This is a genomic window from Streptomyces sp. NPDC048671, assembly GCF_055587045.1.
Genome location: NZ_JBVJHB010000020.1, coordinates 92,342 through 114,710 on the forward strand (window position 1 = coordinate 92,342; position 22,369 = coordinate 114,710).

Genomic DNA, 22,369 nt, shown 5'->3' on the forward strand with positions numbered 1-22,369 from the left:
CTACTGGTTGCCGCAGGTCGACACGGTGGCGGCGTCGAGCCAGGGCAGGTCGTGACCCATGCGGTCGCGCTTGGTGCGCAGGTACCGCAGATTGTGTTCGCCGGCCTGGACGGGCATCGGTTCCCGTCCGGTGACGGCCAGGCCGTGCCGCAGGATCGCGGCGGTCTTGTCGGGGTTGTTCGTCATCAGGCGCAGGCTGTGGACGCCGAGATCCTTGAGGATCTGGGCGCCCGCCGCGTAGTCCCTGGCGTCCGCCGGCAGTCCGAGCTCCAGATTTGCGTCCAGGGTGTCGACGCCGCGCTCCTGGAGTTCGTACGCGCGCAGCTTGGAGACGAGTCCGATGCCCCGTCCCTCGTGGCCGCGCAGATAGACCACGACGCCGCGGCCCTCGTCCGTGATGCGCCGCATGGAGGCGTGCAGCTGGGGGCCGCAGTCGCAGCGCTCGGACTGGAAGATGTCGCCGGTCAGGCACTCGGAGTGGACCCGGACCAGGACGTCGTCGCCGTCCCCGATGTCGCCGTGGACCAGCGCGACGTGCTCGACACCGTCCACGGTGGAGCGGTAGCCGTAGGCGGTGAACGCGCCGAAGTCCGTCGGCAGCCGGACCTCGGCCTCGCGGCGGACGGTCGGCTCGCAGGTGCGCCGGTAGGCGATCAGGTCCTCGATGGAGATGATCGTGAGCCCGTGCTTGCGGGCGAACGGGACCAGTTGGGGAAGGCGCAGCATGACGCCGTCCTCGCCCGCGATCTCGACGATCGCCCCGGCGGGCCGCAGTCCGGCGAGCCGGGCGAGGTCGACGGCCGCCTCGGTGTGGCCGTTGCGCACGAGCACGCCGCCGGAGCGGGCGCGCAGCGGGAAGACATGGCCGGGGCGCACGAAGTCGCCGGGGCCCGCGGTGCCGCCCGCGAGCATCCGGAGCGTGGTGGCCCGGTCGGCGGCGGAGATGCCCGTGGTCACGCCGTGTGCGGCGGCGGCGTCGACGGAGACGGTGAAGGCGGTCTTCATCGACTCGGTGTTGTGGTCGACCATCTGCGGGAGTTCGAGCCGTTCCAGCTCGTCGTTCTCCATGGGCGCGCAGATGAGTCCGCGGCACTCGCTCATCATGAAGGCGACGATCTCGGGGGTGGCCTTCTCGGCCGCGATGACGAGGTCGCCCTCGTTCTCCCGGTCCTCGTCGTCGACGACCACGACGGGCCGGCCGGCCGCGATGTCGCGGACGGCCTGCGCCACGGGGTCGAGGGTGAGGTCCTCGTCGGGCACGTGGTGTTCCCGGTGCAACCAGGTGGGCTGAGCAGTCATGCCGTGGCTCCTTCCAGAGCGGGTGTCCGCGTACGCAGCCACCAGTCGCGCATGCCCCACAGGACGAGGGCGCCGTAGACGACGTAGATGAGACCGGAGAAGGCGAGACCGCTGTGGAAGTTGAGCGGTACGCCGACCAGGTCGACGAGGAGCCAGGCGAACCAGAACTCGACCATGCCGCGGGCCTGGGCGAGCATCGCCACGAGCGTGCCGGCGAATATGTACGCGTCCGCCCACGGGCTCCAGGAGAGCGAGGGGAACGCGGTGAACAGGCCGCCGACCGCGAGGGTGCCGACCGCGGCGCCGCCGAGCAGGTAACCGCGCTCGCGCCAGGTGGCGAACCGTACGGCGATGGAGCCGTCCTGGGCCCGCCGCCGGCCCCTGGTCCACTGCTGCCAGCCCCAGACGGCCACGGCGATGACGATGACCTGCTTGCCCACGCTGCCCGCCTGGTGCACGGAGACGTTGGCGGCGACCAGGACGGCGCCGGACAGCAGTTGGGCGGGCCAGGTCCAGATCGAGCGGAGCCAGCCCAGGGTCAGGGCGACCAGACCGATCGTGTTGCCGATCATGTCGGACCAGATGATGTGCTGTCCGAAGACGCTGAACGCCTCCGAGTTCAGCCAGTGCAGGGCGCTCACTTCACCGGCTCCTCGGGCTCCTGCGCGCGGTGGCCGAGCAGTCGCTCGACGTACTTCGCGATGACGTCCACCTCCAGGTTGACCGGGTCGCCGGGCTCCTTGTGGCCGAGCGTGGTCAGGGCGAGGGTGGTGGGGATGAGGCTGATGGTGAAGTAGTCGGGTCCGGCGTCCACCACGGTCAGGCTCACGCCGTCGACGGTGATCGACCCCTTCTCCACCACGTACCGGGTGAGCTCCGCGGGGAGGGATACCTTCACGATCTCCCAGTTCTCGGAGGCCTCGCGCTCGACGATGCGGCCCGTGCCGTCCACGTGCCCCTGCACGATGTGCCCGCCGAGCCGGCCGCCGACCGCCATGGGCCGCTCCAGGTTGACCCGGGAGCCGGGCCGCAGTGTGCCCAGGCTGGACCGGTTCAGCGTCTCGGCCATCACATCGGCGGTGAACTCCTGCTCGCCGTGGTCGACGACGGTCAGGCACACGCCGTTGACGGCGATCGAGTCGCCGTGCTTGGCGCCCTCGGTGACCACGGGTCCGCGGAGGCGGAACCGGGAGGCGTCGCCGAGGTTCTCGACGGCGGTGACCTCACCCAGCTCTTCGACAATTCCGGTGAACACTCAGTTTCCCTTCGTGGCAGGGCCGGGGACGGCGGTGATGCGCAGATCGGGGCCGATACGCACGGTCTCGGTCACATGGAGGCGCAACGCCTGGGTGATGGTGGTGATTCCGGCGTCGGCGAGGGCCGCGGGGCCCGCGCCGAGGAGCACGGGGGCGAGGTAACCGACGATCCGGTCGACCGCTCCGGCCGCGACGAAGGCCCCGGCCAGGGTCGGTCCGCCTTCGAGGAGTACGGAGCGGACGCCGCGCCCGTGGAGGGCGGCGAGCAGGGCGGGAAGGTCGAGTCCGGGGCCGGCCGCGGCGCGCGGCAGCCGCAGAACGGCCTCTTCGGGAAGGTGGCGGACGTCCGCGTCGCCGGCGACCGCGATCAGGGTGGGCGCGCTGGTGTCGAGGACCCGGGCGCCGGGCCGCACGGCGGTGGCGGCGGTGTCGACGACGACCCGCAGCGGCTGGACCGCGCCGTCGATGCCCCGGACGCCGAGCTGGGGGTCGTCGGTGCGGGCGGTGCCGGAGCCGACCACGACGGCGTCCGCCTCGGCGCGCAGCCGGTGGACGTCGGCGCGGGACTCGGCCGAGGTGATCCAGCGGCTGGTGGCGTCGGCGGCCGCGACCCGGCCGTCCAGGGTCGCCGCGTACTTCCAGGTGACATGGGGCCGGCCCAGGCGCACCGAGGTCAGCCAGGCGGCGTTGCCCTGTTCGGCGTCTTCGGCGAGGAGCCCCTGCTCGGCCTTGACGCCGGCGGCGCGCAGGGTGTCCGCACCGCCGGTGGCCTGCGGGTTCGGGTCACCGACCGCGTACACGACGCGGGCGATCCCGGCCTCGATGAGCGCCTGGGCGCAGGGGCCGGTGCGTCCGGTGTGGTTACAGGGTTCGAGGGTGACGAAGGCGGTGCCGCCGCGGGCCTTCTCGCCGGCCGCGCGCAGGGCGTGGATCTCGGCGTGCGGCCCTCCGGCGCGCTGGTGGAAGCCCTCACCGGCGGGGCGTCCCGCCGCGTCGAGGACGACGCACCCGACGACCGGGTTGGGGCTGGTGGAGCCGAGACCGCGGGCTGCGAGCGCGATGGCTCGGCGCATTGCGGTGGTGTCGGCTGCGGTGTCCACCGGGTCCTCCTGCCTCTTCGGGCACGGACTCCGGGGCCTGTCGATGACGACAGATGAAGCGGAACGCGGAACGGGGACGCCGAATGCCGGAAAAACGGATGGATCGGTTGCCCGAAAACCATCCGCCGACGGCGGCGTACCCGCGAAACGGCCCGCCGCGCACTGCCTCCCATCCGGACTTTAACCGTCGGTCCAGGAATCCCACCTGGTCAACCGGCCGCTGGATGCGGACGGGTCGCGGACTATAACCGCCGGTTCGGAATTGCACCGACCCCGGAGTGCGCTGCTGCTGGTACAGGATCAGTGTGCCACGACTCGCCGTGACCCATACGGGTGAACGCTGTGGAGTGGCTCACAGACAGCCTGTGACAAGGGCTGTCTCAGCCACGTTTCCGGGTCCGTGGTGCGGGGTTCCGTCCTCAATCGCCGGACGGGCTTGGGTGGCGCCGGGTGCCCCGCCGGGTGCGCCCTGTCCGGTGGGTGGGGGGTGGTGCCCCTCCGGGGCGTCTCCTCAAAAATGGCGTGTTCACCCGGGTCCGTTTGCGTACCCGCCGCACGTTCGTCGTTCGAGGAGACGCCCCGGAGGGGCACCGGACCCCCACCCACGGGTAACGCGCACCCTGCGGGGGCACCCGCACACACCAAGCCCGTCCGGCGATTGAGGACGGAACCCCGCACCCCGGACCGGGGCACCGCCCCCTCACAGCCCAGGCGCGAACAACGCGTCCTGCGCCGCCTCCCGCGCCGCGAGCAACGCGCCGCGCAGGACCGCCGTCCCGCCGAGCAGACCGGCCCTGACCTCGGTGCGCAGCGGGGACATCATGGCCAGGCGTTCCTCGACCCGTGCGGCCAGCGCGTCGCCGCCCGCATGGCCGACCTCGCCCGAGAGCAGCACACACCCCGGGTCGAGGACCGAGACGACGGCTGCCGCGCCCAGGGCGAGCCGGTCGGCGAGGGCGTCGAGGAACGCCTCGCTGTCGCCCGTCCCCGCGAGGGCCGAGCGCACGGCGACCGCCGCGCCCGGTTCCTGGCCGCCGGCCGGGGCGGCGATGCCGTGGGCGGCGGCCAGCTCGCAGAGCGGCACCGAGCCCACCAGGGAGTGAAACCCGCCGTCGCAGTTGACGGCCGAGGGGATACCGATGGTGCCGGGGACCGGCAGGAAGCCGATCTCGCCCGCGCCGCCGGAGGCTCCGCGGCGCAGCTTCCCGTCCAGCATGACGGCCGCCCCGACGCCGTGTCCGAGCCACAGCAGGACGAAGGTGTCGTGGTCGCGGGCCGCACCGACGCGGTGTTCGGCGACGGCGGCGAGATTGGTCTCGTTCTCGACCAGCACGGCCGCGGGCAGCCGCTGCTGGAGCGCCCGGACCAGGGTGCGGTGCCAGGCCGGCAGACCCGTGGTGTCGCGGAGTTCCCCGGTGACCGGGTCGATCAGGCCGGGGGCGCCGATGCCGACGCTGTGCAGTGGCGCGGTGCCCGCCCGGCGCGCGGTGCGTTCCACGAGGCCGACGGCCTGTTCGACGGCGTCGTCGGTGGCGGTCTCGCTGCCGATCGGCAGGGTGGCCTCGGCCAGTGTCGCGCCCAGGAGGTCGGCGACGACCACGGCGACGCTGTCGGTACGTACGTCGAGGGCGGCCAGGTGGGCGCGGTCGGCGACGATCCCGTAGAGCCGGGCGTTGGGTCCGCGGCGCTCGGCCCCGGCCTCGCCCACCACCCGGACCAGGCCCGCCCCCTGAAGCCGTTCGACCAGGTCGGCGACGGTGGGCCGGGAGAGCCCCGTCAAGGTCTTCAGCTGTGTGGCCGTCAGCGGCCCGTCCTGCTGGAGGAGCCGCAGGGCGAGCCGGTCGTTGATGGCCCTGGCGGTGCTCGGTGATGCGGGCATGCCGGGATCCTTCCAGACCGCCGCCGCGGGCGATGCCGGCACGGCCTATTTATCAGGCAGGGTTCCTGATAGTTTACTGCCCGCATCGTGGAGAAGGGCGCCGGGGAGCGCCGGAACCGCGGCATCGGAGAGTTCCCAGGGGAGGGCACGGCGGTATGACGACGGATTCCACGACAACGGTCTTCAGCACGGAGCAGGTGAGGCGCGCCAGGTATGCCGTCGCCGCGGTCTTCGCCGTGCACGGCGCGGTGACCGGCAGCTTCGCCACCCGGGTGCCGTGGATCCAGGACCACGCCGGGGTCAGCGCGGGACAGCTCGGTATCGCCCTGGCCTTCCCTGCGATCGGCGCCTCGCTCGCGATGCCGCTGGCCGGTGCGGTCAGCCACCGCTTCGGCGCCCGGACCGCGCTGCGCGGGCTGCTGATGCTGTGGACCCTGGCGCTGATCCTGCCCGCCCTGGCCCCCAACCTGCTGACGCTGTGCGGGGCGTTCCTGGTGTACGGGGCGTCGGCGGGCATGTCCGACGTGGCGATGAACGCGCTCGGGGTCGAGGTGGAGAACCGCCTCAACAAGTCGATCATGTCCGGGCTGCACGGGATGTGGAGCGTGGGCGCCCTGATCGGTTCGGCGGCGGGCACGGTGGCCGCCCATCTGGGGGCCGACGCACGACTGCACCACACCATCGCCGCGCTCGTCCTCACGGCACTCGGCCTGATCGCCTGCCGGCGGGTGCTGGACCTGCGCAGCGAGCCGGACGCGGAGGCACCGCCGCGCTTCGCCCTGCCGCCCAAGTCGGCCCTGATCATCGGTGCGGTGGGCTTCTGCGCGGTGTTCGCGGAGGGCGCCAGCCTGGACTGGTCGGCGATCTACCTCCGGGACGTCCTGGACAGTTCCGCGGGTCTGGCGGCCGCGTCGACGACCGCGTTCGCGCTGACCATGGCGGTGGCCCGGATCGCCGGCGACCGGGTCGTCGACCGCTTCGGCGCGGTGCGGACCGTACGGACCGGCGGCGTCCTCGCCACGGTCGGCGGGGTGCTGGTGGTCACCGCGCCCAACGCGGCCCTGGCGATGTGCGGGTTCGGCCTGATGGGCCTCGGAATCGCCGTGGTCGTGCCGCTCGCCTTCGCGGCGGCGGGGCGCAGCGGACCGAACCCGAGCCAGGCGATCGCGGGTGTCGCGACGATCACCTACACCTCGGGCCTGATCGCCCCGTCGGCGATCGGCTCGCTCGCCGAGGCGACCTCGCTGATCGTCTCCTTCGGCCTGGTGTCGGTGCTGGCCTTCGGGCTGGTGCTCGGAGCCGGTGTGCTGCGGGCGGGCGACCGCAAAACGGTGTCGTCCCCGGACGCCGGCGTTCCGGGCACCGCTGCGGTCGAGCCGCGCGCCTGAGCGGTCGGCCCACGGGCCGGCCGGTGAGGAGGACGCCCGGCGCGCGCCCGGATCCCGGCCGCGGGAACGCCAGGAACCGGCACTAACATGACGCTGATCATTTCCGCGGTCAGCGCCGTGCCCCGCGAGGCACCGGTCCTCCGCACCTACCTACAGGGAGCGACCATGGGCCTCGGCGTGCGCTGGACCTTGCACGGCGACGGGAAGACCCCGGCACCGGGAGCCGTGGTCCGCCCGGACGAACGGCTCACCTGGCCCCGTACGTTCGGGCTGGGCGCCCAGCACGTGGTCGCGATGTTCGGGGCGTCCTTCGTCGCTCCGGTGCTCATGGGGCTCGACCCGAACCTGGCGATCATGATGTCGGGTGTCGCCACGGCCATCTTCCTGCTCGCCACACGCGGGCAGGTGCCCAGCTATCTGGGCTGCTCGCTCTCGTTCGTCGGGGTGGCCGCGACGATCCGGGCGAGTGGCGGCAGCAGTGCCGTGGTCACCGGTGCGGTCTTCGTGGTCGGTGCGGTGCTCTTCCTCGCCGGTCTCGCGGTGCAGCGGTTCGGCGCGCGGATCATCCATGCGGCGATGCCGCCGGTGGTGACGGGTGCGGTGGTGATGCTGATCGGCTTCAACCTGGCGCCGGTGACCGCGGCCACGTACTGGCCGCAGGACCAGTGGACGGCCCTGCTGGTGATGCTGTTCACCGGACTGGCCGTGGTCTGTCTGCGCGGCTTCCTCTCCCGGATCGCGATCTTCCTCGGCCTGGTCTTCGGCTACGTCCTGTCCTGGGTCCTGGACCGGGTCTTCGGGAAGATCCACTCCCCCGCTGGCGGCGCCGAGGCCGTGGACCACTGGCGGCTGAACCTGAGCGGGGTCTCGAAGGCCGACTGGATCGGGCTGCCGAGCTTCCACGCGCCGAGCTTCGAGTGGTCGGCGATCCTGGTCGCGCTGCCCGTCGTCATCGCGCTCATCGCCGAGAACGCCGGCCATGTGAAGGCCGTCGGCGAGATGACCGGCCGTTCCCTGGACGGCAAGCTGGGCACTGCGATCGCCGCGGACGGCGCCGCGTCGATGCTGTCGACCGCGGTGGGCGGCCCGCCGAACACGACGTACTCGGAGAACATCGGCGTGATGGCCGCGACCCGGGTGTACTCCACCGCCGCCTACTGGGCCGCCGCCTGCTTCGCCCTGCTGTTCGGGCTCTGCCCCAAGTTCGGTGCGGTCGTGGCCGCCATTCCCGGCGGGGTCCTCGGCGGCATCACGGTGATCCTCTACGGCATGATCGGCCTCCTCGGTGCCCAGATCTGGCTGAACGCCAAGGTCGATCTGCGCAACCCGCTGAATCTGGTTCCGGCCGCGGCGGGCATCATCATCGGGGTCGGCGGGGTCAGCCTGAAGGTGTCCGACAACTTCGAGCTGAGCGGTATCGCGCTCGGCACCATCGTCGTGATCACCGGCTACCACGTGCTGCGGGCCTTCGCGCCCGCCCATCTGAAGACCCAGGAGCCCCTGCTCGACTCGGGGACGTCCGACTACGACGAGAAGCCGCCGGCCGACGGGGCCTGAGCGCTCAACCCGTCGCCGGCCGGTACGCGTGGTCGGGGCTGGAGGTGCCGGCGCCACCGCGCGCCTACGGGCGGGAGGCCGCTCCCATGGCGCGGCCGGAGGAGTCGGCGGCGCCCCGCGGGTCCCGGCCGGGGCTCAGAAGCAGTCGCCGTACCAGTGGACCGCGCCGGGCGCCGTGACCGTGGCCCGCACCGACTCGGCCGAGGCGTGCAACGGCCGTGCCATCCCCACGTGTTCGGTGACCTGCCGGGCGTCCGCCAGCAGGGTGGGGAGCGCGGCCCGCACGCCGGGAGTGACGGGAATCCGGACCCGGACCCGGGGCAGCCCCGCCGCCCGGCCCCGGGAACCGACAGCGGCGAACAGCGACCCCAGGCACGCGTCCGCGCCCGCGAACTCGCGCACCTCCACGCGGTCCCCCTCGTACCCGGCCACCATCCAGCCCGTGAGCGCGCCGGAAACGGGGTCCTCCGCCACGAGCGACCGGTCGGCCGGGCCGTACCAGGCGGGGATCCGCACCGCCCAGTCCTGCGGCGTCCGCAGCGAGCTGAGCGGCCGCTTCGCGTTGTACGCGTGGTGCAGCGCGGCCACCTCCGCGGCGTCCCGCGCGGTGGCGCCGCGGACCCGGAACGCCCCGGCGGCGGACGGGGGGACGAGCGTGCCCTCGGTGTAGGTGCTTGCGAACTCCTGCCATCCCGAGCCCCGGTAGACGCCCGGCGTCCCGGTGAACAGCAGGGACCAGGCGCATTGTTCGGCCGTCATGGTGCGCTCCGCCGCCATCAGCAGCCGGCGCACCAGGCCCTGCCCCCTGGCCTCGGGGCGGGTCGCCACGCTGCCGATGCCGCCGACGCGCCGCGGGGTGCCGTCCGCGTCCCGGATGAGCCTCGGCACATAGACGACGACCGCGTCGATCCCCTCCCCCGCGTCGTTCCGCGCGACGAACGTGTGCCGGTGGCGGTCCGGGTCGAGCGCGTGCAGGGCGGCGAGGTGCGGGGACTCGAAGCACCGCTTCCACAGGGCCGACAGCCCGGGGTCGTCGGCCGCCGTGGCGGTGCGGACGGTGGCGCTCACAGGATCAGGTTCCCGTCCGTGCGCACCCGGTCGCCGTCCTCGGGCATCGCTTCGCGCCGCGTACCGTCCTCCACGCACGCGGTGTGCAGGACCGAGTCCAGGGCGTCCGGGGCGAGGTGGAGGACCCCGCCGGTGAAGCGGCTCCCGGTCGCCGCGTAGTGGTTGGTGCCGTCCGCGATACGGACATGCGCGGTGTCCGCCCCGGAGGCGGTGCTGCTGAGGCCGGTGAGGTCCCAGGTGGTGCTCCCGGAGCCGGCCGCCCGGCCGAGCAGCGCCTTGGCCTTGTTGCCGCCGGTGAGCCTGGTGCCTGCGGTGACGGTGATCCGCTGGTCGCGCACGGCGCTGAGTTCGATGCCGGTGTCGTGGTACGTACCGCCGTCCAGCCGCAGGTCCGCCGACCCCACCGAGAGGGGGGCCGCGTCGTCGGCGCCGGTGACGGTGCAGTCGGTGAGGTGCACGGGGCCCGCACCGCGCAGGACGACGCCGTCGACGCCCTTGAACGTGCAGCGCACGAAGTGGACGGGCGCGGTGACCGGGGTCTGGACGAGGACTGCGCCGGCGGGCGGTTCGAAGGAGCAGTCGCTGATGGTGGTCGGCCGGGTGGAGCGGTCCGAGCGCTGGGCGACGGCGAAGGTCTTCGCGGTGCAGCCGCGCACCTGGGCCCCGTCGGCGTTCACGGTGAGGGTGCCGGCCTGGTCGAAGGTGGGGCGCGCGATCACCGTGACGTCTTCGAGGGTCAGATCGGTGATCTTCGTATTGGCGGTGAACCAGGAGCAGACGTGTCTGCGCACGGTGATCCGCTTGGCGGAAATACCCCACTGGGCACCGGAGTTGGCTATGTCCATCAGCCCGGAGTTGCCGTCGAAGAGCAGATCGTGCTCGTACTGGCCGTGGGTGGTGAAGGGGTTGCCGCCCGCGTCGTCGCCGTCGCCGTGGCAGTTCACGACGGTGCAGTAGGCGGAGGCGGTGAGGTCGTTGAGGTGGCGCACATTGCTGGTCGTGCAGTCCGCTACCCGGCCGTACAGGCAGTAGATCTGCTGGGTGAGGTAGCCCGCGCCGCCGTACTCGACGGTGGGCGGGTTCTTCAGCGAGCAGTCCTCGGTACGGAAGCGGGTGCACCAGCGGCGCATCACGACCGGCCAGAAGGTGCCGGTGGCGTGGATTCCGGAGACGTCGCAGCCGACTGCGTACTCGAAGCTGACGGGGTGGGAGCCGGTGTACTCGTCGGGGCCGGCGCCCGCGAAGACCATGTTGCGGATGTGGGTGTTGCGGACCGGTTCGACGCGGGTCCAGGTGAGCTTGCGGCCCGCGGCGAGTTCCCAGCCGTTGAGGTAGCCGATCCGGATGTGGCCCGCGTCGATGATCTCGGTGATCTCGACCAGTTTCTGGAGCTCGCGCTCGTCACCGCCGCCGCCCTCGACCGGGTCGACCTGCACCGACCACCACTGGCCCACCGCGAACGCCTTCGCGTCCGGGACCGGGAAGGTGTCGGTGAGTTCGATGACCTTGCCGGACAGCGCGTGCTTGACGGTGGTGTGGGTGACGGTGCCGCGGAAGGAGAGGACGGCGCCGAAGGGGTTGTCGTGGGTGTTTTTCTCGATGCCTGTGGTGTGGATGTGGTGGCCGCCGAAGTCGAGTTCGATGTCGGAGCGGTTGAAGAGGTGGCGTTTGGTGAACAGGAGGTCGGTGTGGGCTTCGATGCGGTGGACGGTGGGGTCGTTGACCATGGTGTCGAGTGCGGCGTCGGCGGGGGTTTTGGCGTCGTGGTGGCCGAAGGTGCGGAAGTCGAGGGTGCCGGTGTGGAGTTGGTGCCAGCGGCCGGCCCTAGTGGTGCGGGTGGGGGCGATGACGGTGCCGCCGTTGTGGGCGGTGGTGGACTTCTTGTCCCAGCGCAGGGCCATGGCGCCGCCGTCGCCGGGGGTGTGGTAGCCGGCGAGGAGGATCTGGGTGCCGTGGTCGAGTGGCTTGGTGTTCAGGGCGCGCAGGGCGGCGACGGTGTCGAGGCGCAGTACGTCGCCGGTGTGTGCGGGTGCGGCCTGGGCCGGGGCGGTGGCCACGGCCGAACCGGCCATGACCAGACCGGCGAGACCCGAAGCCCGCAGCACATTGCGACGGGACGATGCGGAGGCGGACATGACGGAGGTGCTCCTCGCGTGGTCGGTGCGTGCTCGATGGGACTCGAAGGGAACCGGCTGCCGCCCGGTCGCGGTCAGACCGTGTTGCGGTACGGCGGCATGAAGCGCATCCGCGGCATCTGGTCGGCCAGCACCCCGCCGTCCACGACGATCCGCGCCCCGGTGAGGTACGCCCCGGCGTCCGATGCGAGCAGCAGCAGGGCGCCCACGCACTCGTCGGGCCGCGCGTACCGGCCGAGCGGGATGCGCTGCCGGTAGGCGGATTCGAAGGCCTCCCGGTCGAAGGGGAATTCGCCGTCGATGGGGGTCTCGACCATGCCGGGGGCGAGGGTGTTGGCGGTGATGCCGTGCGGGGCGAGTTCGACCGCCAGGGTCTCGGTGAGCAGTTGGGCGGCGGCCTTGGAGGCGTTGTAGTGGGCCAGTCCGGCCTCGGCCACCAGGGCGTTCTTCGAGGTGATGGTGATGATGCGGCCGGCGACGGAGTCCGCCGTCATGTGTTCGGCGATGCGCTGGCTGAGGAAGAACACCGCGTCCACGTTGACCCGCATGATGTGCGACCAACTGGCCGGGGTGATCTCGTTGAAGCGTTCCAGCGCCGCCGTGCCCGCGTTGTTGACCAGGATGTGCAGCGGCCCGGTCTCGGCGCGTACGGCGTCGACGAAGCCCGCCAGCGCCTCGATGTCCGCGAGGTCCTGGCCGTAGGCGCGGCAGCGCCGCCCGAGGGCCTCGACCTCCGCCGCGGTCTCGGTGACGCCCTCGGCGCCGGGGAGGTCGACGAGCACCAGGTCGGCGCCCGCCTCGGCGAGCCCGACGGCGAAGGACCGGCCCAGGCCCCGGGCGGCCCCGGTCACGACCGCGGTGCGGCCGGTCAGGTCGAAGCGGTCGGTTCCGCGGGGCGGGACGGCTGCGGTCATGGCGGGATCCTCCAGGCGGAGACGTACGGAACCGAATGGCGCGGATGCGGAGCCGAACGGTGCGGGTCCGGAACGAAAGGGTCCGGACCGCCGCGCGGGGACACTTGGGTGATGCGCGGCGGCCCGGGTGCCGGCCGGCGCCCGTGGACAGGGGGGTGAACCCGGGCGCCGTACCGGCGGTTCGTGGGAACGGCCCGGTCAGCCGTTCAGGCCCAGCAGATCGAGTGAGGGCCGGTGGATGATCTCCTCGATCGCGTCCGCGTCCAGCGGCGGCAGCCCCGGAATGCCGGGGATGCGGGCGATCTCCCGCAGTCCCTTCACCGAGTCGTCGACCGTGGTGAACGGGTAGTCGCTGCCGAACAGCACCTTGTGGAAGACCCCGTAGTCCTGGACCAGCCGGAGGCTGTGCCAGAGCTGGAAGGGCCGGTAGTGCAGGGCGCTGAGGTCGGCGTACACATGCGGATGCTTGCGGATGACCGCGATGCACTCGCCCTCGAAGGGGTGGCCGAGGTGGGCCAGGACCATCCGCAGCTCGGGATGGCGGATGGCGACGGCGTCCAGGTGGCGGGGCATCGCCCACTCCAGCGGCGCGCTGGACACGAAGGTCGTGCCGGTGTGCACCAGGAGCGGCAGCCCGTGCCGTTCGGCGTACGTGTACAGCTCGTCGTACTCCTCGGCGGCCGGGTCGAAGCCCGCGTACATCGGCATCAGCTTGATGCCGCGCAGGCCCAGCTCCTGGTGGCCGTGGCGCAGTTCCTCCTGCCAGCCGGGCTGGGTGGGGTCGAGCGCCAGGTAGCCGATGAGCCGGTCGGGATGTTCTCCGGCGTACGCGGCCACGGCGGCGTCGTCCACCCAGAGCCCGCTGCGCCGCGCCTTGCCGCCGACGACGATCGTGCGGGTGGACTCGGGTGCGGTGGCGGCGTACTCCTCCCACTTCACCGTGAGGTCGACCTCGCCCGCGTGGGCGCGGGCGGAGTCGGAGCTGAACGGGTCGGTGAAGTCGTGGCTGTGCCGGAAGAGATGGGAGTGGACGTCGACGATCATGTGCGGTTCCGCTTCTCCCAGCCGTCCGCGAACATGTTCCAGAAGCGGTGGCTGGGCGGGTGTTCCTCGAATACCTCGTCGACGAGTTCGACGCCGAGCCCCGGCGCGGTCGGCAGGCCGATCCGGCCGCCCTCCATCGCAAGGGTGCCCTTCAGGGCGTCGAAGACGAACGGCTCCAGGAGCCCGTCGAAGGTTTCGAGGATCTTGAAGTTGGGGATTCCGAGTGCCGCGTGCACCGAGACGGTGGTGCAGAGCGGGGAGTTGGAGTTGTGCGGGGCCACGAGCATGCCGTGGGTGTCGGCGATCGCGGCGATCTTCCTGACCTCGGTGAAGCCGCCGGCCATGGAGAGGTCGGGCTGGATGATGTCGACGGCGTTCGTGGCGAAGAGCTGCTTGTACTCGTAGCGGTTGTGGAAGTGCTCACCGCCGGAGATGGGGAACGCCGCGCGCTGGCGCAGTTCCGCGTACCGCTCGATGTGGGTCCAGGGCATCGGCTCCTCGAACCAGCCGATGTCGAAGGGCTCCAGCTCCCGCACCAGCCGGGCGGCGGTCGGCATGGCGAACCGGGCGTGGCCCTCGATGAAGAGGTCGGTATCGGGTCCGATGGCCTCCCGGACCGCGGCCACGAGGTCGATGGAGCGGCGCAGTTCGGCGCGCTCCAGATCGTGCAGGCCGGGGCCGAACGGGTCGAACTTGAGGGCGGTGAAGCCCTTCGCGACCGTCTCCTTCGCCTTGGCGGCGAAGGTCTCGGGCTCGCGCTCCCCGGTGTACCAGCCGTTGGCGTAGACCCGGACGTCGTCCCGGCAGGCGCCGCCGGTCAGCCGGTAGGCGGGGACGCCGAGCGCCTTGCCCATCAGGTCGTACATCGCCTGGTCGAGGCCGGACAGGGCGATGCCGCCCATGTCCCCGCCGCGCAGGAAGTCGCCCTGGTAGACGCGGAGCCAGAGTTCCTCGATGTCGAAGGGGTCGGCGCCGATCAGGTGCCGCCCGGCGATGGCCTCGGTGAGCGCGCAGACCTCGCTCACCCGGTAGGGGTGGGTGATCTCGCCGATGCCGGACAGGCCCTCGTCGGTGTGGACCCGGACGTAGCCGAAGTCGCGCCAGGAGGTGCCGAGCATCAGGGTCTCGACGCGGGTGATCCGTCCGGCGGGGCCCTGCGGACGGGTGCGGTTGACGGTCAGCATCAGCGGGTCGCCCCGCCCATGGTGGAGGTGTTCTCCAGGTCGCGGGCGCCCCCGTCGGCGAGGACGGCCTTGACCGCGGCCTCGGTGCCCTCGACGAGGCGGTCCACGTCGGCGTCGGTGTGCGCGTAGCTGATGTGGCTGCGCTTGAGGTTGAGCGGCAGCTCGAACAGGCCGTGCTCCAGGAGTTTGCGGCGGTAGCCGACGAACAGCGAGGCGTCGTTGTTCAGCAGGTCCGCGTAGGTGCGGGGGGCCTCGCCGGGCATGAAGTAGCTGACGAAGACGGAGCCGTAGCCGGTGACGACGGCGGGGACGCCGAGGCGCTCGTACAGTCCGGTCAGTTCGCTGCGGACGCGGCCGCCGAGCCGGAAGACGTGGTCGTGGACCGGCTCCTCGCGGAGCTTGCGCAGGGTGGCGAGGGCGGCGGCGACGACGGAGGGGTGGCCGTTGTACGTGCCGGCGAAGAAGGCCGGGGCGCCGGGGCGGGTGGAGAAGAGGTCCATCAGGTCGGCGCGGCCGCCGATCGCGCCGACGGGGGCGCCGTTGGCGATGGCCTTGCCGAGGGTGGTGAGGTCGGGGGTGACGCCGGAGATCTGCTGCCAGCCGCCGAGGGCGTGGCGGAAGCCGGTGATGACCTCGTCGAAGATCAGGACGCTGCCGGCCCTCGTGGTCTCCTCGCGCAGCGTGGTGAGGAACTCCTGGTACGGCAGGAGCGCGCCGACGTTGTGCGGGACGGGCTCGACGATGACGGCGGCGATGTCGGAGCCGTGTTCGGCGAACGTGCGCCGGACGGCCTCGCTGTCGTTGAACGGCAGGACGAGGGTGGCTTCGAGGACCTCGGGCAGGATGCCGGTCGAGATCGGGTCGTGGCCGCCGACCTTCTCGGGCGCGGAGATGACGTTGAGGCTGACCGAGTCGTGCCAGCCGTGGTAGCAGCCCTGGAACTTGACGACGAGGCGGCGGCCGGTGGCGGCGCGGGAGACCCGCAGCGCGTGGAACGTGGCCTCGCTGCCGGTGCTGGTGAGCAGCACCTTCTCGATCGAGGGGATCAGTTCGGTGAGCTGTTCGGCGAGGAGTACCTCGCCCTCGGTGACGCCGACACCCATGTGACCGAGGGTGGCGCCGGCCTCCGCGGTGGCGCGGGCCACGTCGGGGTCGTTGTGGCCGAGCAGCGGCGGGCCGAACGCCGAGTGGAAGTCGGTGTACTCGCGTCCGTCGGCGGTACGGAACCGTGCGCCGTCGGTTCCGGTGACGACCAGATCGGTCAGTCCGGGAACGCTGCGCTGACCGCTGTTCACGCCGCCGGGTACGACCTGGCGGGCGCGTTCGGCGAGTCGGGCTCCGGATTCGTTGCCTACCGGGCCTGAACTCATGGTGCTTGCTCCTTGCGTCGAGAGTCGTCGGTTTTCGCGGGCCCTGCCCGGCCCGTGAGTCCCTGGCGCCATCCGCCCGGCAGTCGCCGCAGGAAGAGGTGATCCGTGGTGCTCGGTACTGCGTTTCGCTTTTTCAGAACACTGTTCTGTAGAGCAGAACAGTGCCTGGATATTACGTCCGCCCCCGGAGCCGGTCAACCCCCTTCCGGCCACTCAAGGCCCTGATTCCGGGCTTTCCTTGGCTCGGACGTACATTCTGGGGGCCCAAAGGCACTAAGCTGTTCTGCTATGACGAACAGTGCTGCCCCTGAAGAACCGAAGTACTGGGTCAAGAGCGTGGCCAGGGCAGCCGACATCCTCGAAGCTCTCGCCGCCCCCTCGCAGGGGAACGGCCTGAGCGTCACCGAGGTCGGCCAGGTCTGCTCCATCTCCAAGAGCGCCGCATTCGGCATGCTCCAGACCCTGCGCGCCTACGGCCTCGTCTCGGACGACGGCGAGGGCATGAACCGCCGCTACCGGCTCGGCATGAGCCTGGCCAGGCTCGGCGACCGGGCCAGGTCCCAGGTCTCGTTGCGCGGGGTCGCCCACCCCGTCCTGCGCGAACTCTCCCGGGCCACCGGCATGGCCTCCAGGCTCGCCGTGCCCGAGGACGGCCACGCGGTCGTGGTGGACCAGGTCGAGCTCGACCAGCGCGTCCGGCTCGATCTGCGGATGGGCCAGCGCGAGCTGCCGCACTGCACGGGCCTGGGCAAGGCGCTGCTCTCGGCGGTGCCGCCGGGCGAGGCGGCCTCGATCATCGAGCGGTTCGGGCTGCCCCGGCGCACGTCCCGCACGATCACCGACCCGGCGACCTTCCTGTCCCATCTGCGCGACATCGCCCGGGTCGGCTACGCCCTGGACGACGAGGAGGACGCCGAGGGCATCATCTGCATCGGCGCACCGGTCTTCGACGACCGCTCGGTGTGTGCCGGGGCCGTCTCCATCACCGGTCTCAAGCTCGGTCTGCCGGCCTGGCGCTACCAGGAACTGGGCGGCCAGGTGCGGGACTCGGCCCGCCGGATCAGCGTCTCCCTGGGCTGGGTCGACGAGCCGGAGGACGACACTTCGGACACCGCCGCGTCGCATTCCGACGAAATCGGGTCTTGACCGATCGGCACAACCCGCCGTAGGTTCCCTGCCAACCGCGGTGACACTCACCCGTCACCGCCGATTTACCCCTCCCGGTCCGATTCCGACGCCTGCCCACCGCGTCGTGAACATCCGACGGCCGGACCCTTTTCAGCCATCCGCCTCATGGCAGTCCACCGCAGGAACGCTCCCTCACTTGTCGCGCTTCTCGGAAGGCGAAGTCCGCATGAGCGTTCCGCACCACCACGCATCCGCGTCGTCCCGCCGTAATGTGCTGCGGGCTTCGGGTCTCGCCGGTCTGGTCATGGCCGGTTCGGCCGTGGCCACCGCCCCGGCCCAGGCCGCACCCGCACACACCGGCGACGTACTGCGCCTCGACACCGTCGCCGCCCTGCGCGCCCTGAACACCAAGCCGCTCGACCACGGCACCCAGATCCTCCTGGCCGGCTACCACACCCCCGGCGACGGCGGCGCCATGGCCCTGCGCTGGGACAAGAAGTCCACCACCGCCCACAACGGCGGCACCGTCATCGCCCCCACCCGCACCACCAGGGCCGGCCGCTGGCACCAACTCCACACCGGCACCCTCGACTTCCGCACCTTCGGCCACCACGACGCAAAAACCCCCGCCGACGCCGCACTCGACACCATGGTCAACGACCCCACCGTCCACCGCATCGAAGCCCACACCGACCTCCTGTTCACCAAACGCCACCTCTTCAACCGCTCCGACATCGAACTCGACTTCGGCGGCCACCACATCCACACCACAGGCATCGAGAAGAACACCCACGACAACCCCTTCGGCGCCGTCCTCTCCTTCCGCGGCACCGTCACCCACACCACCGTCAAGCACAGCCTGAGTGCGGCGATGCCGGACCTGTCGGACCTCTTCGAGGTCGGTGACTCGTCGAGGTTCGCGGTCGGCCAGTGGTGGTCCGTGGAGATCAACGCCCTGTCGGGGCAGTACGAGAAGGAGATCCAGCGGCTCGTCCAGGTCACCGACGTCGTCGACGCCGCCCACATCCGGGTCAACTACCAGATCGGCTGGGACCTGGCCGCCGGCCGCACGCTGACCTGGACCCGGATCGAGCCCGTGGACCGCGCCCATGTGCGCAACATGGTCTTCGAGGGCTGGGGCGAGGACGAGATGACCGGATCGCACCCGGTCGCCTACGAGTACGCGGTGCGCTGCGACGTCTCCGGGATCGAGGCCATCGGCACGTTCTGGCCGGTGGTGATGCGCCGCTGGTGCACGTACTACCGCACCGAGCAGTGCTCGCTGACCAACCCGAAGTCCGTCACCTACGGCGGCGCGGGCTACCTCACCCAGCAGATCTACTGCCTGTACGGGCACGTGGAGGACTGCCACACCTCCAACGCGCGCCATCTCAACGACTTCACGGCCTCGGCCTACTGCTACGTCACCAACTGCCACGGCGACGGTGACGACGAGGGCCCCTTCGTGACGCACGGGCAGTTCGAGCACGACCTCACGTACACCGGCAACTCCGGACTGATGACCTTCGCCAACTCGGGCGCGGCCTGGGGCGGCCGGGCCAAGCGGATCACCGTGCGCCGGCACGCCTGCTCCTGGTTCGTGGCCCGCGTCAAGATCACCGACCTGACGCTCGAGGACGTCCTGGTCGTCGGCAAGAAGTCCCTGGACGGCTCCGGAATGCTCTGGGTCAACGCGGACGGCGTGCAGATGCGGGGCTGTACGGCGACGGGTCCGCTGATCGTCTCGCAGGCCTCCGACCTGTCCGCGCGGCCCAACGTGATCGCGGACTCCTCCTTCGCCTTCACGGCGGGCGCGGAGATCACCCAGGCCGGCGTCACCGCCCCGCTCACCCTCCAGCGCACCACGCTGAAGGGCGTCGACGGCGCGGTGTTCAACGGCACCGGGCCGCTCGTCGTCGACCAGTGCACGCTGACCGGCTCCGCGGACACCGCCCCGGTCTCGCTCGCCCACACCGACGTCACCGTCCTGGGCGGCGAGCTCCGCGACACCGGTCTCATGCTGACCTCGGCGAAGGACCAGCGGCTGCGCATCGACGGAACGCGGCTGTCCGGCACCAACAAGGACGGCGCCCTGCTGGCCCGTACCGGCTCCGGACGCACCGTCGACTGGCAGCTCGGCGGCCTCGACTCGACCGCGCCCAAGGGCACCGCCCATGTGCTGCTCACCGAGGGCCCCAACCGCTACCGGGCCACCGGCTCCACCTTCACCGGCGGCCGGCTCGAACTGCGGCCCTCGGCGTTCGGCGGCTCCAGCCATCTGCTGCACACCGGCTGCGTCGAGGACGGCACCGAGCGCACCGCGCTCCCGGACGAGGGCGACCGCGTCGCCCACACCGCAGCCACGCTGCGCTTCTGAACACCCCGCCCATCGAGTACCAGGGATTCCCCGTGTCCACGCATACCCCGATCACCGGCCGGCCCGTACGCGTCGCACTCGTCGGCGCCGGCAACCGCGGTCTCACGTACGCCGAGTGGATCAAGGCGCACCCGGAGCGCGCCGAGCTCGTCGCCGTCGCCGATCCGCGCCCCGCGGCGCGGGCGGCCGCCGGCGCACCCGTCGAGTTCGACGACTGGCGGCCGCTCGTGGAGAACCGCCTCGCCGACGCCGTCATCGTCGCCACCCAGGACCGCTTCCATGTGGAACCGGTGCTGGCCCTGGCCGAGGCCGGTTACGCGATCCTCGCCGAGAAGCCGCTCGCCCCGACCGAGGAGGAGACCCGGCGGATCGTCGAGGGGGTGGAGCGGGCCGGGGTGCTGTTCGCCGTCTGCCACGTCATGCGGTACACCCCGTACACCGACCTGGTGAAGGAGGTCGTGGACTCCGGGGTGCTCGGGCAGCTCGTCTCGCTCGACCATCTGGAGCCGGTCGGCTGGTGGCACTACGCCCACAGCTATGTGCGCGGGCCCTGGCGCAGCGAGAAGGACTCCTCCCCGATGCTGCTCGCCAAGTCCTGCCACGACCTGGACTGGATCACGTACATCATGGGCGGCCGGATCGAGCGGGTGACCGGCTTCGGCGGGCTGAAGCACTTCCGGCCTTCGAGCGCCCCGGCCGGGTCCGCCGACCGCTGTCTCGACTGCGCGGTCGAGTCCGGCTGCCCGTACAGCGCGCTGAAGCTGTACATGCCGACGCTTCGGGAGAAGGGCGCGGTCTGGCCGGTCACCCATGTCACCGAGGCGACCGACGAGGCCGGTCTCGTCCAGGCCCTGCGCGAGGGCCCGTACGGGGTCTGCGTGTACCGGAGCGACAACGACGTGGTGGACCACCAGGTCCTCGCCATGCAGTTGACGGACGGGGTGACCGCGACCTTCCAGATGGTCGCGTTCACCGAGCAGACCCACCGCCAGACCCGGATCTTCGGCTCGCACGGCTGGCTCATCGGTGACGGTGAGCGGGTCACGGTGCAGGACTTCCGGACCGGCGAGACGGCCGTCCACGAACTCGGCGCGTCCGGTTCGAACGCGGCCGACGGGCACGGCGGCGGGGACGCCGCGCTCGTCGAGGCGTTCGTCACCGCGGTCGCCACCGGTGACGCCGGGGCCGTCCGCTCCGGTCCCGCCACCTCGCTCGGCAGCCACCTCGCGGCGTTCGCCGCCGAACGCGCCCGGCACACCGGCACCGTCCAGACGGTCCCGGCCACGTGACACCCCTTCTCTCCCGCCACACCCTCACGTCCTCGGAGGACCACCTCATGTCCCGTCTCCTCACCCGCCGTTCCAGAGTCCGCGCCCTCGCCGCCCCCGTTCTGGCCACCGCGCTCGCCGCCGGTGTGCTGGCCGGCTGTTCCAGCGGCAGCGACGACAACACCGTGACCATGTGGACCTACCCGGTCATCTTCGACGAGGCCAAGAACAAGGCGTACTGGGACGGCCTGGTCAAGGCCTTCGAGAAGAAGCACGAGGGTGTCAAGGTGAAGGTGGAGACCTTCCCCTGGGCCAACCGCGACACCGCGCTGGCCACCGCGATCGCCTCCGGCAAGGGCCCCGACGCGGTCTACCTGATCCCGGACCAGCTGCCGAAGTACGCCAAGAGCATCGTCCCGGCCGACGACTACATGCCGGCCTCCGCCAAGTCGGACTACACGGACTTCGCGCTGAAGTCCGTCACGTACGACGGCAAGCCGATCGCCACCCCGATCCTGACCAGCGCCAACCCGCTGATCTGCGACAAGCGCGTGTTCGCCGCGATCGGTGAGAAGACCTACCCGTCGAGCTGGGCGGATCTGGAGGCACTGGCCCCGAAGCTGAAGAAGAAGGGCTACTACGCCACCAGCTACAGCGGTGACACCCAGCAGACGCTGAACGTGACCTTCTACCCGCTGCTCTGGCAGGCCGGCGGCGACGTCTTCTCCGAGGACGGCAAGAACGTCACCTTCAACGACGCCGCCGGCGTCAAGGCCCTGACGTACCTGAAGAAGCTCGTCAACGACGGCTACACCGACCGTGACCTGGTCACGACCACCCCCAAGCTGGAGCAGACCCCGACCGCCAAGGGGAAGGTGGCCTGCACCTGGCAGAACACGCCGGCGGACGTCGAGCCCTTCTGGGGCAAGGAGAACATCGTCGTCCAGCCGCCGCTGAAGGACACCGCGTCGGTCGGTTACGGCACCGTGGGCGCGCTGGCGATGCTGAAGGGCGCCGACAAGAAGAACACCGGCGACTGGCTGAACTTCGTGGCCGAGTCGAAGAACGTGGCCGGGCTGCAGAAGGCCGCCGGCTACTTCCCGGCCCGCGAGTCCGGCGGCGACCTGTACCCGGACGACGCCCTGCAGACGGCGGTCGGCGCCACGCTGCCGAGCATGGACGTGGGCCCGCTCCAGGACAAGGCGCGTGAGGTCCAGGGCGTGCTCGCCCCGGAGATCCAGGCGGCCCTGCTCGGCAAGAAGAGCCCGCAGGACGCGCTGAACGCCGCGCAGAAGGCCGCGCAGGCGATGCTCGGCCGCTGAACCGCCGCGGTGCCGGGGGCCGGCCGCACCCGGACCCCGGCACCGCAGCCCCCAGGGGCCATACCCCCCTGATCCCCCGC

Annotated in this window: 17 protein-coding genes and 1 riboswitch; of the genes, 6 read left to right on the plus strand and 11 right to left on the minus strand. The window is 71.4% G+C overall.

Annotation, left to right across the window (positions count from 1 at the left end; all coding sequences use genetic code 11):
• From ACZ6S6_RS32935 to ACZ6S6_RS32955, 5 genes are all read right to left on the minus strand, one after another.
• Positions 1-1,299 carry a bifunctional 3,4-dihydroxy-2-butanone-4-phosphate synthase/GTP cyclohydrolase II gene (locus ACZ6S6_RS32935; RefSeq protein ID WP_469708545.1) on the minus strand — a complete coding sequence of 433 codons (1,299 nt, stop codon included), beginning with the start codon at positions 1,297-1,299 and terminating at the stop codon, positions 1-3.
• Entirely contained in the window at positions 1,296-1,940 is a 645-nt protein-coding gene (locus ACZ6S6_RS32940; RefSeq protein ID WP_362967039.1) for a nicotinamide mononucleotide transporter family protein, read from the minus strand. Before ACZ6S6_RS32940 ends, ACZ6S6_RS32935 begins: the two co-directional genes overlap by 4 nt.
• Positions 1,937-2,554: a riboflavin synthase gene (locus ACZ6S6_RS32945; protein ID WP_362967041.1), complete on the minus strand. Its 618-nt coding sequence runs from the start codon at positions 2,552-2,554 to the stop codon at positions 1,937-1,939. The genes ACZ6S6_RS32940 and ACZ6S6_RS32945 overlap by 4 nt, the downstream gene beginning before the upstream one ends.
• A complete protein-coding gene (gene ribD, locus ACZ6S6_RS32950) occupies positions 2,555-3,655 on the minus strand; it encodes a bifunctional diaminohydroxyphosphoribosylaminopyrimidine deaminase/5-amino-6-(5-phosphoribosylamino)uracil reductase RibD (protein ID WP_469708547.1) in 1,101 nt (366 codons plus the stop codon).
• Positions 3,656-3,810: 155 nt separating this feature from the next.
• Positions 3,811-3,941, minus strand: a riboswitch (FMN riboswitch).
• Between the two features lie 414 nt (positions 3,942-4,355).
• Entirely contained in the window at positions 4,356-5,534 is a 1,179-nt protein-coding gene (locus ACZ6S6_RS32955; RefSeq protein WP_469708549.1) for an ROK family transcriptional regulator, read from the minus strand.
• Positions 5,535-5,689: 155 nt separating this feature from the next.
• On the opposite strand from ACZ6S6_RS32955, the gene ACZ6S6_RS32960 reads away from it, so the two are divergent.
• Both ACZ6S6_RS32960 and ACZ6S6_RS32965 read left to right on the plus strand, forming a co-directional pair.
• Complete coding sequence (locus ACZ6S6_RS32960; protein ID WP_469708551.1) at positions 5,690-6,922, plus strand: MFS transporter; 1,233 nt, start codon at positions 5,690-5,692, stop codon at positions 6,920-6,922.
• Between the two features lie 165 nt (positions 6,923-7,087).
• Complete coding sequence (locus tag ACZ6S6_RS32965) at positions 7,088-8,479, plus strand: uracil-xanthine permease family protein (RefSeq protein ID WP_469708576.1); 1,392 nt, start codon at positions 7,088-7,090, stop codon at positions 8,477-8,479.
• Between the two features lie 135 nt (positions 8,480-8,614).
• Here the strand turns inward: ACZ6S6_RS32965 and ACZ6S6_RS32970 are convergent, their stop codons facing one another.
• The 6 genes from ACZ6S6_RS32970 to ACZ6S6_RS32995 form a co-directional block, all read right to left on the minus strand.
• Positions 8,615-9,547, minus strand: a complete 933-nt coding sequence (locus ACZ6S6_RS32970) for a GNAT family N-acetyltransferase (protein WP_469708553.1) — start codon at positions 9,545-9,547, stop codon at positions 8,615-8,617.
• Positions 9,544-11,682, minus strand: a complete 2,139-nt coding sequence (locus ACZ6S6_RS32975) for a peptidase C14 (RefSeq protein ID WP_469708555.1) — start codon at positions 11,680-11,682, stop codon at positions 9,544-9,546. The genes ACZ6S6_RS32970 and ACZ6S6_RS32975 overlap by 4 nt, the downstream gene beginning before the upstream one ends.
• A gap of 74 nt (positions 11,683-11,756) precedes the next feature.
• On the minus strand, positions 11,757-12,596 hold the full coding sequence (locus tag ACZ6S6_RS32980) for an SDR family NAD(P)-dependent oxidoreductase (protein ID WP_469708557.1): 840 nt from the start codon (positions 12,594-12,596) through the stop codon (positions 11,757-11,759).
• A 198-nt stretch (positions 12,597-12,794) separates the two neighbouring features.
• Positions 12,795-13,640 (minus strand): amidohydrolase family protein, encoded by an 846-nt coding sequence (locus ACZ6S6_RS32985; RefSeq protein ID WP_362967447.1) that lies wholly within the window; start codon positions 13,638-13,640, stop codon positions 12,795-12,797.
• Positions 13,637-14,824 carry a mandelate racemase/muconate lactonizing enzyme family protein gene (locus ACZ6S6_RS32990; protein WP_469708559.1) on the minus strand — a complete coding sequence of 396 codons (1,188 nt, stop codon included), beginning with the start codon at positions 14,822-14,824 and terminating at the stop codon, positions 13,637-13,639. The genes ACZ6S6_RS32985 and ACZ6S6_RS32990 overlap by 4 nt, the downstream gene beginning before the upstream one ends.
• Positions 14,824-16,194, minus strand: coding sequence for an aspartate aminotransferase family protein (locus tag ACZ6S6_RS32995; protein WP_362967451.1), 1,371 nt, complete (start codon positions 16,192-16,194; stop codon positions 14,824-14,826). The genes ACZ6S6_RS32990 and ACZ6S6_RS32995 overlap by 1 nt, the downstream gene beginning before the upstream one ends.
• A 288-nt stretch (positions 16,195-16,482) precedes the next feature.
• Here ACZ6S6_RS32995 and ACZ6S6_RS33000 point away from each other — a divergent pair, with 288 nt between their 5' ends.
• The 4 genes from ACZ6S6_RS33000 (at position 16,483) to ACZ6S6_RS33015 (ending at position 22,289) form a co-directional block, all read left to right on the plus strand.
• Positions 16,483-17,340, plus strand: a complete 858-nt coding sequence (locus ACZ6S6_RS33000) for an IclR family transcriptional regulator (protein WP_362967453.1) — start codon at positions 16,483-16,485, stop codon at positions 17,338-17,340.
• 208 nt (positions 17,341-17,548) lie between these two features.
• Positions 17,549-19,699, plus strand: a complete 2,151-nt coding sequence (locus tag ACZ6S6_RS33005) for a peptidase C14 (RefSeq protein ID WP_469708561.1) — start codon at positions 17,549-17,551, stop codon at positions 19,697-19,699.
• A 32-nt stretch (positions 19,700-19,731) separates the two neighbouring features.
• Positions 19,732-20,988, plus strand: a complete 1,257-nt coding sequence (locus ACZ6S6_RS33010; protein ID WP_469708563.1) for a Gfo/Idh/MocA family protein — start codon at positions 19,732-19,734, stop codon at positions 20,986-20,988.
• Between the two features lie 47 nt (positions 20,989-21,035).
• Positions 21,036-22,289 (plus strand): ABC transporter substrate-binding protein, encoded by a 1,254-nt coding sequence (locus tag ACZ6S6_RS33015; RefSeq protein WP_362967515.1) that lies wholly within the window; start codon positions 21,036-21,038, stop codon positions 22,287-22,289.
• Positions 22,290-22,369 lie beyond the last annotated feature (80 nt).